This window comes from Streptomyces sp. NPDC045899 (genome assembly GCF_056431485.1).
In genome coordinates, this window is the sequence record NZ_JBWKKP010000004.1 from 33,688 (window position 1) to 46,371 (window position 12,684).

16 protein-coding genes are annotated in these 12,684 nt (G+C 72.4%); 5 read left to right on the top strand and 11 right to left on the bottom strand.

Going from position 1 to position 12,684, the window contains the following annotated elements; genetic code table 11:
- Positions 1 to 71: 71 nt before the first annotated feature.
- From AC07FT_RS06995 to rpmG, 3 genes are read right to left on the bottom strand one after another with little or no spacing between them, the layout of a single operon-like run.
- Complete coding sequence (locus AC07FT_RS06995; RefSeq protein ID WP_479174597.1) at positions 72 to 1,226, bottom strand: GTP-binding protein; 1,155 nt, start codon at positions 1,224 to 1,226, stop codon at positions 72 to 74.
- On the bottom strand, positions 1,226 to 1,480 hold the full coding sequence (locus tag AC07FT_RS07000) for a type B 50S ribosomal protein L31 (protein ID WP_479174599.1): 255 nt from the start codon (positions 1,478 to 1,480) through the stop codon (positions 1,226 to 1,228). The genes AC07FT_RS06995 and AC07FT_RS07000 overlap by 1 nt, the downstream gene beginning before the upstream one ends.
- Positions 1,481 to 1,512: 32 nt before the next feature.
- A complete protein-coding gene (rpmG, locus tag AC07FT_RS07005) occupies positions 1,513 to 1,677 on the bottom strand; it encodes a 50S ribosomal protein L33 (RefSeq protein ID WP_471200662.1) in 165 nt (54 codons plus the stop codon).
- A 140-nt stretch (positions 1,678 to 1,817) separates the two neighbouring features.
- Between rpmG and AC07FT_RS07010 the strand changes: the two genes are divergently transcribed.
- Both AC07FT_RS07010 and AC07FT_RS07015 read left to right on the top strand, forming a co-directional pair.
- A complete protein-coding gene (locus AC07FT_RS07010; RefSeq protein ID WP_479174601.1) occupies positions 1,818 to 2,828 on the top strand; it encodes a permease in 1,011 nt (336 codons plus the stop codon).
- Positions 2,825 to 3,601, top strand: a complete 777-nt coding sequence (locus tag AC07FT_RS07015; protein ID WP_479174603.1) for a TIGR03943 family putative permease subunit — start codon at positions 2,825 to 2,827, stop codon at positions 3,599 to 3,601. The genes AC07FT_RS07010 and AC07FT_RS07015 overlap by 4 nt, the downstream gene beginning before the upstream one ends.
- 44 nt (positions 3,602 to 3,645) lie before the next feature.
- Here the strand turns inward: AC07FT_RS07015 and rpsN are convergent, their stop codons facing one another.
- Together rpsN and rpmB are read right to left on the bottom strand one after the other, a co-directional pair.
- Complete coding sequence (rpsN, locus tag AC07FT_RS07020; RefSeq protein ID WP_471200654.1) at positions 3,646 to 3,951, bottom strand: 30S ribosomal protein S14; 306 nt, start codon at positions 3,949 to 3,951, stop codon at positions 3,646 to 3,648.
- Entirely contained in the window at positions 3,951 to 4,187 is a 237-nt protein-coding gene (gene rpmB, locus AC07FT_RS07025; protein ID WP_471200651.1) for a 50S ribosomal protein L28, read from the bottom strand. Before rpmB ends, rpsN begins: the two co-directional genes overlap by 1 nt.
- Positions 4,188 to 4,325: 138 nt before the next feature.
- Here rpmB and rpsR point away from each other — a divergent pair, with 138 nt between their 5' ends.
- A complete protein-coding gene (gene rpsR, locus AC07FT_RS07030; RefSeq protein WP_479174606.1) occupies positions 4,326 to 4,574 on the top strand; it encodes a 30S ribosomal protein S18 in 249 nt (82 codons plus the stop codon).
- A 128-nt stretch (positions 4,575 to 4,702) separates the two neighbouring features.
- On the top strand, positions 4,703 to 5,659 hold the full coding sequence (locus AC07FT_RS07035) for an aldo/keto reductase (RefSeq protein WP_479174608.1): 957 nt from the start codon (positions 4,703 to 4,705) through the stop codon (positions 5,657 to 5,659).
- Here AC07FT_RS07035 and AC07FT_RS07040 read toward each other — a convergent pair.
- The 6 genes from AC07FT_RS07040 to AC07FT_RS07065 are packed head-to-tail and all read right to left on the bottom strand — an operon-like array spanning position 5,651 to position 10,911.
- The gene (locus AC07FT_RS07040) at positions 5,651 to 6,703 is read right to left on the bottom strand and encodes a Gfo/Idh/MocA family protein (RefSeq protein WP_479174610.1); all 1,053 of its coding nucleotides are present in this window, start codon (positions 6,701 to 6,703) and stop codon (positions 5,651 to 5,653) included. The two genes, AC07FT_RS07035 and AC07FT_RS07040, sit on opposite strands and share 9 nt — an antisense overlap.
- Positions 6,700 to 7,446 carry an SDR family NAD(P)-dependent oxidoreductase gene (locus AC07FT_RS07045; protein WP_479174612.1) on the bottom strand — a complete coding sequence of 249 codons (747 nt, stop codon included), beginning with the start codon at positions 7,444 to 7,446 and terminating at the stop codon, positions 6,700 to 6,702. Before AC07FT_RS07045 ends, AC07FT_RS07040 begins: the two co-directional genes overlap by 4 nt.
- Positions 7,446 to 8,351: an NAD(P)-dependent oxidoreductase gene (locus AC07FT_RS07050; RefSeq protein WP_479174614.1), complete on the bottom strand. Its 906-nt coding sequence runs from the start codon at positions 8,349 to 8,351 to the stop codon at positions 7,446 to 7,448. The genes AC07FT_RS07045 and AC07FT_RS07050 overlap by 1 nt, the downstream gene beginning before the upstream one ends.
- Positions 8,348 to 9,229 carry an NAD(P)-dependent oxidoreductase gene (locus AC07FT_RS07055; protein WP_479174616.1) on the bottom strand — a complete coding sequence of 294 codons (882 nt, stop codon included), beginning with the start codon at positions 9,227 to 9,229 and terminating at the stop codon, positions 8,348 to 8,350. Before AC07FT_RS07055 ends, AC07FT_RS07050 begins: the two co-directional genes overlap by 4 nt.
- A 29-nt stretch (positions 9,230 to 9,258) precedes the next feature.
- Positions 9,259 to 9,867: a hypothetical protein gene (locus AC07FT_RS07060; protein WP_479174617.1), complete on the bottom strand. Its 609-nt coding sequence runs from the start codon at positions 9,865 to 9,867 to the stop codon at positions 9,259 to 9,261.
- A 9-nt stretch (positions 9,868 to 9,876) separates the two neighbouring features.
- A complete protein-coding gene (locus tag AC07FT_RS07065; protein WP_479174619.1) occupies positions 9,877 to 10,911 on the bottom strand; it encodes an inositol-3-phosphate synthase in 1,035 nt (344 codons plus the stop codon).
- 429 nt (positions 10,912 to 11,340) lie between these two features.
- On the opposite strand from AC07FT_RS07065, the gene AC07FT_RS07070 reads away from it, so the two are divergent.
- Positions 11,341 to 12,600 carry an MFS transporter gene (locus AC07FT_RS07070; protein WP_479174621.1) on the top strand — a complete coding sequence of 420 codons (1,260 nt, stop codon included), beginning with the start codon at positions 11,341 to 11,343 and terminating at the stop codon, positions 12,598 to 12,600.
- Positions 12,601 to 12,684: the final 84 nt, after the last annotated feature.

Here is a 12,684-nt window from a genome sequence, read left to right on the forward strand (position 1 = left end):
GGACACGGGGGCAGTCCCTCCACCGGGACGCGTCCCCCGCCGGGACGGACGGGTGCGCACCGCACGGGCCGTCAGACGACCGGGTCGAGGAGGTCGTCGAAGGCGTGTGACAGATGGCGCCATGCCTCCCGCCCCGCGGCGTACTCCTGGTCGGTGAGCAGACACGACTCCAGCGTCCGGACCAGTCCGTCGCGGTCGAGGCCGGGCGAGACGAACACCAGGTGCTGGCAGCGGTCGCCGTGTTCGGCGTGCCAGTCCAGCGCGGCGGCGGCCCGCCGCACCGGCGGAACCATCTCCCAGGCCGCGTCGGGCAGCGCCGCCAGCCAGGGACCCGCGCCCTCCACGCACAGGGCGCCGCCCGCCGCGTCCCAGGCGAGCAGGGTGTCCGGCCGGTCGGCCAGATAGAACCGGCCCCGGCTGCGGGCCGCCGCACAGGTCAGATCCTCCAGCGCCCGGTGCAGCCGGCCGGGGTGGAACGGCCTGCGGTGGCGCCACACCATGGTGCTCACGCCCGACTCCTCGGCCTCCTGGGGCAGCAGCGCGCACGCCGGGTGCTGGGCCGCCGCTGCCGCCGCCACGTCGAATCCCGCGAACGCGGCGCGTACCAGCTCATCGGAGCCGACCGGGAGCCGCCGGGCGGTGGGGTGCAACTGGCCGAGCAGGGCGCGGTCCTCGTCGTCCGCGTCCTCGCCCTCGACGAGTGCCAGCACGGCGGAGTACTCCAACTGACGGGCGAAGGTGTCGCCGACCGTGCGCTGGTCGGTGGCCGCGGCGGCGAGCCCCGCCTCGGCCAGGTCGTCACCGTTGGCCAGACAGGGCAGCACCAGCCCGGGATCCACGGCCGTCAGCACATTGCCGACCGCGAGCGTGCCGCCGCCGTGGGCGGCGATCACCTCCGCCATGGCCCGGGGCTCGACCGAGTCCCACAGTTCCACGATGGCGAGCCGGACCAGGCCGCCGTCCGCCAGCCGTTCGAGTTCGGGGACGAGGTCTTCCCGCAGGGCGCAGCAGGCACAGTCGTTGACGAGCGGGGCCTCGCCCCGGGACAGCTCGCCGGACGCGTCGCGGACCTCGCGCAGGACCGTACCGTCGGCGGCGGTGGCCAGGTCGTGGTGGAGCGCGACGCTGCCGGGGACGGTGCGCAGCAGCCGGTCCACCACGGTCCGGCGGGCGTCGCGGTGCAGCCCCGCGACGATCACCACGGGCAGTGCGGTGTTGTCCGGCATCAGCGCGCCCCGCGCCGGCCGTAGCGGCGCTCGAAGCGCTCGACGCGTCCCGCGGTGTCCATCACCCGTGCCGTCCCGGTGTAGAAGGGGTGGCCGGCGGAGGAGATCTCGACGTCGACGACCGGGTAGGTGTGTCCGTCCTCCCTCTGGACGGTCTGCTCGCTCGTCAGCGTGGAGCGGGTCAGGAAGGCGAAGTCGGCGGCCCGGTCACGGAAGACGACGGGACCGTAGGCGGGGTGGATACCGGATTTCATGGCGGATCCCTTCATAAGGGGCGGGGGAGTGGTCAGCGTTCTTCGCGGAAGTCGACGTGACGGCCGATGACCGGGTCGTACTTGCGCAGGGTGAGGCGGTCGGGATCGTTTCTGCGGTTCTTGCGGGTGACGTAGGTGTGGCCGGTGCCCGCGGTGGAGCGCAGTTTGATCACCGGACGGAGTTCATCGCGTGCCATGGCTCCCACTATATGGCAGTGGTTTTCATTATCAATAAGGGGGTGCCGTGAGCGTGACGGGAAGCAAGATGAAAATGACATCCATGCGCTAGGGTGAGCCTTCGCCGACGGGGGTGGTGCGGTCCCAGGGAGGGGAAGTCATGGCGGACGGCGATGCGGCCGGGAACGCCACGGGCGCTGTCGTCCGTGTGACGTCGCACGCCCTCGTCGCGGCACTTCCGGTGGCGGCGCTCGGGGTGGTCGCGATCCTGTTCGCGCCCGAGATCTCCGGCGGACTGGACCACCGGGCGGTGGCGGCCTGGCGGACGGTGTTCACCGCGATCGTCATCCAGGGGGTGCCGTTCCTGCTGCTCGGCACCCTGGTCTCGGCCGCGATCAGCGCGTTCGTCCCGGCGTGGGTCTTCGCCCGGGTGCTGCCGCGTCATCCCGCCCTGGCCGTGCCGGTCGCGGGCGCGGCGGGCGCGGTGCTGCCCGGCTGTGAATGCGCCTCGGTCCCGGTGGCGGGCAGCCTGATGCGACGGGGTGTCACCCCGGCCGCGGCACTGGCCTTCCTGCTGTCCGCCCCGGCCATCAACCCCGTCGTCCTGGTCGCCACCTACGTGGCCTTCCCCGGTGCCCCGGCGATGGTCCTCGCCCGTCTCCTCGCCTCCCTCCTCACCTCCGTGGCCATGGGCTGGCTGTGGCTGAGGGCGGGCCGCGCCGAGTGGCTGCGGCTGCCGAAGGGGCCCGCCGGACACGCGCCCGGAGCGAACCGCGCCGAGGAGTTCCGGCTCTCGCTCCAGCACGACTTCCTGCACGCGGGCGGCTTCCTGGTGGTGGGCGCGGCGGCCGCGGCCACCTTCAACGTCGCGGTGCCGCATTCCGCGCTGCGGCTGTTCTCGGACTCCCCGTGGCTTTCGGTGCTGCTGCCGGCGCTGCTCGCGGTGGTCCTCGCGGTGTGCTCCGAGGCCGACGCGTTCGTCGCCGCCTCGCTCACCGGCTTCTCGCCCACCGCCCGGCTCACCTTCATGGTCGTCGGGCCGATGGTGGACCTGAAGCTCATCGCGCTCCAGTCGGGCACCTTCGGGCGGGGGTTCGCGCTGCGCTTCTCGTCGGCCACCTGGGTCATGGCGGTGGTGTGCAGCGCGCTCGTGGGGTGGTGGCTGCTGTGAAGCGCAACATCCAGGTGCTGCTGCTCCTGTTCCTCGGTGTCGGTCTGCTGCACATCGCCCTGCTGACCGATCTGTATCTGCGCTACGTCCGGGCGGGACTGCGGCCCGCGCTCATCGCTTCCGGTGTGCTGCTGCTGACGCTCGGCGCGGTGAGCGCCGCCCGCGACGGCTTCCCGTTCGACCGGACGCGGACGGGGCGCGACCGGGGCGACGGCCATGACCACGCGGGCCACGGGCATGGCGGCGGGGGTCCCCGGGTGGCGTGGCTGTTGTACGTACCGGCGCTGACCATCCTGTTCATCGCCCCGCCCGCCCTCGGTTCGTACACCGCCTCCCGGGACGACGCGGAGGCACCGAGGGCACCGGAGGCCGTTGCCGGTGACAGCCTCTTCCCGCCGCTGCCCCGCACGGGCGTGGTCCCGATGTCGCTCAACGACTTCACCAGCCGCGCGGTCTGGGACACCGGCGCCACGCTGAACGGCCGAACCGTGCGCCTCACCGGGTTCGTCACCCCCGGCCGCCATGGCGGTTGGTACGTCAGCCGACTGGTCATCAGCTGCTGCGCCGCCGACGCGCAGGTGCGCAAGGTGCGGGTGCACGGTGCCACGGCGCCGCGCGCCGACACCTGGGTGACCGTGACCGGCACCTGGCACCCCACCGGGAAACCCGGTGCGGGCACCGCGAGTCCGGCCCTGGACGTCACCGCCGTCCGGCGGGTGCCCGAGCCCACGGACCCGTACAACGATGTGGTGGCCCCACGGGCGGGGAACTGAGACCTGCGGTGCCCCGCCCGTGGGTGCCGTGACATGCGGGCGGGCTACCAGCTGCTCTTGGTCACACCGGGCAGTTCACCCGCGTGTGCCATCTCGCGCATCCGGACCCGGGACAGGCCGAACGCGCGGAGGTGGCCGCGGGGCCGTCCGTCGACGGCGTCGCGGTTGCGCACCCGGGTGGCGCTGGCGTCGCGCGGCTGACGGCGCAGCTCCCGCTGTGCGGCCTCGCGCCGCTCGTCGGATGTGCCGGGGTCGGCGATGAGGGCCTTCAGCGCCGCGCGGCGCACGGCGTAGCGGGCGACGATCAGGCGCCGCCGCTCATTCTTGGCGATCTTGCTCTTCTTCGCCATCAGACCTTCCCTCCCCGGGCACGGATCCGGACCACGGCGGCCTCGATGCCGATGGTGTCCACGGTCTTGATCCCCTTCGCGCTGAGGGTGAGCCGGATATGGCGGCCCTCACTCGGCAGCCAGTACCGCTTGCGCTGGATGTTGGGGTCGAACCGGCGCGGGCTGCGACGGTGCGAATGGGAGATGTGGTTGCCGAAGCCGGGTCGGCGGCCGGTGAGTTGGCAGTGGGCGGACATGGCCCTCCCGTTTCTCGTGGGCGGTCGGTACGGCAGCACCGTAGCAGCTAGATGAAAATGAAAACCAACGCCATGTATGCTGTGCGGGACCTCTACGGATCCCCCACGGCCTCACGGCCCCCACGGAAAGGACCGCTCATGACCCGCCGTACCACCGGCTCCGCCGCCCGTCGGGGCGCCCCGCGCCCCCGCGTCAATCCGCTCGACGCCGCGGGCATCACCTACGTCGATTACAAGGACACCGATCTGCTGCGGAAGTTCATCTCCGACCGCGGCAAGATCCGCAGCCGCCGGGTCACCCGGGTGACCCGGCGGCAGCAGCGGCAGATCGCCCGTGCGGTCAAGAACGCCCGGGAGATGGCCCTGCTCCCGTACGGCGCCCGCTAGGCCGTGCCGTTCGGCCGGTCCGGGCCGCGGCGGCGGTCTCGCCACGGTGGCCGCGTGCTTCCTACACTGGTGCCCGGCTCGGCTGCGAGGGTGTTGTCGGTGTGCGCCACGTCGAAGGGGTCGGGGACATGCGTGCGTTGGGGTTCGGAGCGGCGACCATCGGCAACCTCTACCGGGCGGTCTCCGACGACACGGCGCGTACCGCCGTGGACGCCGCCTGGGACGAGGGAATCCGCCACTTCGACACCGCGCCGCACTACGGGCTGGGACTGTCCGAGCGGAGACTGGGCGCCGCCCTCGCGGACCGGCCGCGGGACGCGTTCACCCTGTCCACCAAGGTGGGCCGGTGGCTGGAGCCCTCCGGTCACGGCGGCAGCGATCTGGAGATCGGCGGCTACGACGTGCCCGCGGATCTGCGCCGGGTGTGGGACTTCAGCGCCGACGGGGTGAAGCGCTCCCTGGAGGCTTCACTGCGCCGGCTGGGGCTGGACCGGGTGGACACCGTCTATCTGCACGACCCGGACGACCACTGGACCGAGGCGCTCACCACGGCCTACCCGGCCCTGGCCGAACTGCGCGCCCAGGGTGTGGTCGACAGGATCGGGGTGGGCATGAACCAGTGGGAAATGCCCGCCGCCTTCGTCCGGGAGACCGACCTCGACGAGGTGATGCTGGCGGGCCGCTACACCCTGCTCGAACAGACCGCGCTGGACGGGCTGTTGGAGCTCTGCGCCGACCGCGGGGTGTCCGTGGTGGCCGCCGCGGTGTTCAACACCGGGCTGCTGTCCCGCCCCGAGGTCGCGGACGACGCCCGCTACAACTTCACCCGTGCGCCCGGGGACCGGATCGCCCGCGCCCGCGAGATCGCCGCGGTGTGCGCCCGCCACGGTGTGGTGCTGCCCCGGGCGGCGATCCAGTTCCCGCTCGGCCACCCCGCGGTGTCCTCGGTGGTCATCGGCTGCCGTACGGCCGAGCAGGTCCACGACGCCGTCTCCTGGATGGACGCCCCGGTCCCCGCGTCGCTCTGGGCCGATCTGCGCGCCGAGGGTCTGCTCGGCCCTGAGGTGCCGGTGCCCTCACACTGACACCGGCACACCCCCGTCGCGGACCGAGCGGTACGCCGCCTCCGCCAGCCGCACCGCGTAGGCGGCGTCCTCGGCGGTCACGGCGGGGGAGCGCCCGGAGCGCACCGCGCGGACGAAGTCGGCCGCGCCGCGGTGCATCGAGGCCGTACGCCAGCCGCGGGGATCGGTGGCCACCCCGGGCAGCGCGATCCCGAAGTCCGACGCGTCGCGGTGGAAGGTCGCCACCGGATCGGCCAGCTGGTCACAGACCACCGATCCGGCCTCGCCGTAGATCTCGAACCGCTCGCCCCACGGCACCTCGACGTTCAGCGCGATCTCGACGGAGAAGTGACCACCGCCCGCGAACCGGCCGGTCACCACCGCCCCGTCCTCCACCGTGGACCGCGGTACGCCATGGTCCACCGCCCAGTGGCGGGTGGTGGCCTGGAGGGAGACCACCGGTTCGAACATCCACCGCAGCACATAGAAGAAGTGGGTCGCCGCGTCCAGGACGGCGGCGAAGCCGAAGTCCTGGTGTTTCCACGCCTCGTCCGGATCGGCCAGCTCGGCCACGGCGGAGCCGGAGATGAACGCCCGGACCAGCCGGACACCGCCGATCCGACCCGAGTCCAGCAGCTCCTTCGCCCGCAGATAGCTCTCCACGAAGCGGCTGTTCTCCGACACCGAGAGCACCACCCCGCGCGCCCGCGCGGCGTCGATCAGTTCCCGGCACTCCGCCTCCGACACCGCCAGCGGTTTCTCCACCGTCACATGTCTGCCCGCCGCGATGGCGTCCGCCACCACCGGGCGGTGCAGCAGATGGGGGAGCAGGATCACCACAGCGTCCACCCCGGGGTGCGCCAGCAGTGCGGTGTGGTCGGTGAATCCGGGCACCCCCAGCTCGGTGGCGACCGCGTCGGTCTTCCGCTTGTCGATGTCGCATACGGCCACCACCCGCGCCTCGCCCGGCAGCGCCAGATAGCCCTCCAGATGGGCCGGGCTGACCCGGCCCAGCCCGATCACACCGATCCCCAGGGGCCCCGGCGTCCCCGTACCGCGGCTCATTTCGCCACCCATCCCGAGTCCACGAGCAGATCCGTGCCGGTGATGAAGGACGCCTGACCGCTCGCCAGGAAGACGATGGCGTGGGCCACCTCCTCCGGCCGCGCCCACCGCCCCAGCGCCTGCTCCCCCTCGCGCTCGGCCTTGACCCGTTCGAAGGGCTGCCCCAGCCGGCGGGCCTCGATACCGATGTCCTCGCGCAGCATCGCGGTGTCGACCGAACCGGGGGAGACGGTGTTGACGCGGATGCCCAGCGGCGCCAGCTCCCACGCCAGCCCCCGGGACATCGACAGCACCGCGCCCTTGCTGGCCGCGTAGACGGCGTGCTGGGTCTGGCCGATATGGCCCGAGATCGACGCCACGTTGATGATGGCGGAGCCGTCGCGCATCAGCGGTACGGCCTGACGGCAGGCCAGGATCGTCCCGCCGAGGTTCACATCCAGCGTGCGGCGGTAGTCGGCCCAGGTGGTGTCGAGGAAGGGCTTCACCAGCACTGTCCCCGCCACGTTCACCAGTATGTCGATCCGCCCCAGCCCCGCGAAGGCCCGGGACACGGCCGTCTCGTCGCTGACGTCGGCGATCCGGTGCTCGAACCGCTCCGGGGCCTTCGCCACCACGGCGGAGGGCTCGGCCGGGGGCAGCACATCCACCCCCACCACCGAGTAGCCCTCCTCCAGCAGCCGGTCGGCGGTGGCGGCACCGATCCCCCGCGCCGCACCCGTCACCACGGCCGTTCCCGCGCCCATCAGCTCTCCTCCGTCCGCGGTGCGGGCCACCGGACCCCGGCGGCCCCGGCGGTCAGCGGGGTGATCCGGGTGTAGTCCTCGTCCGCGTGTCCGCCGTCGGCGAGCGACTGCCACAGATCGCGGGCGCGGGTGAGCATCGCCGGATCCATCCCGCGCCGGTCCGCGAGGTCCAGCGCCACCTGGGCGTCCTTCGCGTACTGGCCGACGGTGAACCGCGCGGTGTACCGGCCCGCCCGGGCGAAGAGGGGGATCTGCGCGGTGGTGGCGAACGAGGTGCCGCTGCCGGCGTTCAGCACCTCCAGCAGGACATCCACATCCAGCCCCTCGGCCAGACCGAGCGCCAGCCCCTCCGAGGCGGTGGCGAGGTTGGCGGCGGCCAGCAGGTTGTTGATGGTCTTGGCGACATCGCCGTCGCCGGGGCGCTCCGAGACATGGATGATCCGCTCCCCGAACACCTCCAGGACCGGCCGGAGGCGTTCCAGCAGTGGTACGGGTCCGGCGGCCATCACCGTCAGCACCCCCTTCTCGGCCCCCGCCACCCCGCCCGCCACCGGGACGTCCAGCAGCGCCGCACCGCGCTTCTCCGCCTCCTCGGCCAGTCCCCGGGTGACCTCGGGGTGCGAGGAACTCATCTCCAGCCAGCACGCGCCCGGTTCCAGCGCGGCCAGGATCTCCGGCGCCACCGCCGCCACGACCGCGGCATCGGGCAGGACGGTGAGCACCGTGGTGGCGCCGCGCACCGCCTCCGCGCAGCTGGCCCCGGTGCGTATGCCCCTGGCTTCCGCCCCGGCCGTCGCCCGGGCTGATATGTCGAAGCCGCTGACCCGGTATCCGGCGTCCACCAGCCGTCCGGCGACGGCGGCGCCGAGACGGCCCAGCCCGACGACGGCCACCCGCCCGCTCATGATGTCCTCCGGGTGGCCAGATAGGTGGCGGCGTAGTCCGCCTCGCCGTGGCCGGCCCCGATGGCCCGGTCGAACTGTCCCACCACCGTCTCCACCACCGGTACCGGCAGTCCGGCCCCGGCGGCGGCGTCCAGCACCAGCCGCAGGTCCTTGCGGGCCAGCCGCAGGGTGAAGTCCGGCGGGAACTCCTCGCGGTCCATCGCCGCACCCTTCAGCCGCACATACGGCAGGCTGACCCCGCCCTGCTCGATGGTGGAGAAGAAGGTCTCCGCCTCGAACCCCATCGCCTTGGCGAAGGCCACCGACTCGGCCAGCACCTCCACCAGCGACAGCAGCCAGGTGTTGACCACCAGCTTCAGCCGGGTGCCGGTGCCCGCCGGGCCCAGCCACAGGGTGCGTCTGCCGATCGCCTCGAAGACCGGTGCGCACACCTCCCGCGCCTCGTCCGGACCGGAGGCCAGCAGCACCAACTGCCCGTTCTCCGCCGGGGTGCGGGTGCCCAGCACCGGGCAGTCCACGAACGCCGCCCCGGCGGTGCGGGCGGCCCCGGCCCAGCCCTCGGTGTCCTGGACGCCGACGGTGCTCGACTGCACCCACACGGCGCCCGGGCGCATCGCCTCCAGCCCGCCGTTGTCGCGCATCACCGAGGACACGGCGGCGGTGTCCGACAGCACGGTCAGCACGAGGTCGGCGCCGGCCACCGCCTCCGCCACCGAGGCGGCCACCCGGATCCCCGCGTCCGCCAGGGGTTTGACGCGTTCGGCCGTTCTGTTCCAGACGGTGACCTGGACACCGGTCGCCGCCACGTTGCGGGCCATCGGGGCCCCCAGTGTGCCGGTGCCGAGCACCGCCACCCGGGTGGCCGGGGCTGCCGCCATGGGTTTCGCCTCGCTTCCGTCCGTCGGGTTCACCGTGTGGGCGCCTTGCTGATCAGTTCCAGGAGGACGGGCTCGAACCGCTCGGGATCGGCCCGGTGGAGTGCGTTGATGTCCTCGGCCACCGGCTCCAGGTCGAGCACCTTGACCGTCCCGCCGAACCCGCAGGCGGCCAGCCGCCGCACCACCCGGTCGACGAAATCGGCGACACCGTCGGGGTAGGTGTCGGGGTCGTCCCACTCGGCGACGATCACCGCGGTCGAGGCCGGTGCCAGATGGCCCGCGTCCAGACAGTCGACCTGCTCGGCGCCGGGGAAGCCCGCCGCGGCGAACTCCCGGTACCACAGCGTCCAGCAGGTGGACTCGCCCTCGGTCAGCAGGACGGTGTCGCGCCGCCGGGCGAACTCCCTGCTCTCCGGCCGCCAGTAGGCCGTGACCGGCCGGTCGCCCTCCTCGAACGTCGACCCGGTCAGTCCGGTGACCTGCCAGCGGTGGCGGGCCCGGCCGGGGCGGCCGTCGGGGGTGAGGTAGTCGATGCGGACCCCGCCGCCGGGGATGTCCCGCAGGCCGTAGCCGGTCAGCACCTCGACCGGGATGCGTTTGAGGGCGGACAGCTCACCGACGCTGGTGAGATCGCTCATGACGCCGCCTCAGCCGTCGTTCTCGGCCGACAGCTCCGCCAGTGCCTCCCGCGCGTGGCGGCCCTGGAGCAGGGGATCCTCCACCAGGGTGGGCGACTTCAGCAGGGGCGTGGCCGCCACCGGGAAACCGCCCTCACCGCGCCGCCGGGCCACCGCGGCGATCCGCACCAGGTCGATGATCACGCCCGCCGCGTTGCTGGAGTCCTGCACCTGGAGGGTGACGTCCAGTCTGACCGGCATATCGGCCCAGCCGCGGGCCTCCACCGACATATGCGCCACCTTGCGGTCGCCCAGGTGGGAGACGAACCCGGCGGACGGGATGACCGTCACCGCGTCGGTCCGCCGCACCTTCTGCCGCAGCGCCCGGTGCTTGGACGCCTGCTTGCCCTCGCCGTGGGTGCGCAGGTTCTCGAAGTCGGCGTTGCCACCCATGTTGACCTGGTACGAGCCGCTGAGGGTGAGCCCGCGCTCCTCCAGCAGGGCCAGCAGCGAACCGTGCACGATCGAGCTGCCGAAGTGGCTCTGGAGGTCGTCGCCGACCAGCGGAACGCCCTTCGCCTCCGCCTCGGCCCGCAGTTCGGGCAGACCCGCCATCGGATCAGGGGTGCAGTTGACGACCGCGACCCCCGCCGCGAGCGCCGCCCGGCCGTAGGCGCGCGCCACCTCCGGCAGTCCGGTGGGCAGGGAGTAGAGCAGGACCTCCGCCTCCTGCTCCCGCAGGATCTTCGCCACCTGGTCGATCCGCGCCTCGTCCTCGGGATCGGCGATCCCCGGGACGACCTCCGGATCCTCGGCCGGCGGCGGCGCCTCCAGCTCCGGGTAGTTGTTGGGCGCGGCGAAGAGGGCCTCCGACAAGGGCCTGCCGGTCTTGTTGTCCGCGAGGTCGAAGGCGGCCACCACCTCGATGTCCGTCACCCGTAACCCGCCGAGCAGGGGATGGGTGACCCCCGGGAGGGGCCCGTCCGCGCCGGACCGGCGGTAGTACCCGATGCCCTGGACCAATGCGGAGACGTTGTTGCCGACGCCCGCGACCGCCAGTTTCATGACTGTGCTCCTCACTGCTGGACCGATGGGTTGATCCGGGGGTCGCCGAGGGGTTCGGGGGAACGGGGAGAATGCCCGCGCGCCGTGCCGAAGGAAAACGGGACCGGTGTGGGAACCGGTGCAAGACAAAATGCGGAAGGGTAAATTCCGCTGTATCGCGGCACGTCTCAGTAAAGGAAAGTCGAGCTCATACAAGAGACACAGCGGTTGAGGACCGGAAAATGCGCAGACGCGCCAACCCCCACGTTGTTCGCGGTCGACCGCCCTCCAGGAAACCCGATCGACCACGGGCCGTGCAAGACCCCGATCGTGAATCACCGGCCCGCCCGCGGCGCGGCCACTACGCTTCCTCCGCGTGGACAGTCCCCTACGGCGGGTGATACACGTCGTGCCCATGTGTGCCCCTGAAGCCCGGAACGGAGTCCGCCGGTGAGCGCCGGGACGGAGGCCGCCAGGACCCTGCGGAGCAGACCCGCGATCGCCTACATGTCGGGTGAGTTCCTCTCCCAGAGCGGTACCTATCTGTCCGTCACGGCCCAGGCGTGGGTGGTCCTCGAGGCCGGGTACCAGCCGCTCGCGCTCGGTGTGCTGATGGCCGCCCGCTACGCGCCCGCCGCCCTGCTCGGCCCCGCCATAGGCAAGTACGTCGACAGCCGCGATCCGCGCCGGCTGGTGCTGCTGGCCAACTATGCCCAGGCGCTGCTCGCACTGGCCGTGATGGCCCTGGCGTTCACCCCCGGATCGCTGCTGTTCGTCCCCTTCGTCATCGCCGGATCGGCCAGTCAGGTCTTCGCGATGCTCGAACACGCCGGGCGGATGGCCTATGTCGCGGCGATCGTCCCGGACGGGGTCCGCGCCCGCTTCGCCGGTGCCACCAGCTCGGCGAGCACCCTGGGCCGTATCGTCGGACCGGCGTTCGCCAGCCTGATCCTCACCGCCGGCCCGTCCGGGCTGTGCTTCGCGGTGGACGCGCTGACCTTCGTCCTCGCCGCGCTGCTGCTGCCCAGGCCGCGCTACGAGGTGCGCATCGCCGGGCCCAGCCCGCTGCGCGAGGGGTTCCGGTACATCTGGTCCCTCCCCAAGGTGCGCGATCTGCTCATCATCTTCTCCCTGGTCAGTCTGGTGTCCTTCAACGTGGCCACCATGGTTCCGCTGGTGGTCCGGGAGGACTACGACAACGACCCCTGGGTGCTCGCCGCGTTCAACATCGCCTTCGGGATCGGATCGTTCCTCGGCGGCGCGGTACGGGCCTGGCTGCGGACCAGCGCCGCCACCTCCGCCTTCCTCGGCCTGCTGCTGTTCGGCTCGGCGTTCGTGGCGTTCGGGCTGACGCCCTCCCTGGCGGTGGTGCTCGCCCTGCTGTTCGCGGGCGGCTTCGGACGGCTGATGTTCACCGCCTCCTCCGAGGCGGTCCTCGCCGTCGGTGTCAGCCAGGAGCGGCGCGGGCTGGTCGGCAGCCTCTACGCGGTGGCGTTCACCGGGACCACCCCGCTGGGCGCGATCCTGGTGACCTCGCTCTCGGGGCACGTCGGCACCGGTGCGACGCTGGTGGTGTGCGGGCTCGCGGCAATCGCGGGCGGGGTCGCGTACGCGCTGTCGCTGGCCGTCCACCGGGGCCGCGGCGGTACGGGCGCGGCGGACCAGCCGGCCGCCCGGCAGGCCGAAACGGAGAAGCGACAGGCTCGGTAAGTCCTCGGCTTTTACCGCGACTTCGACCCTTGACTCCCGAGCGTGGCCGTGTCTACGCTCAAATGGAAAGAGCTTGCGTCGGAG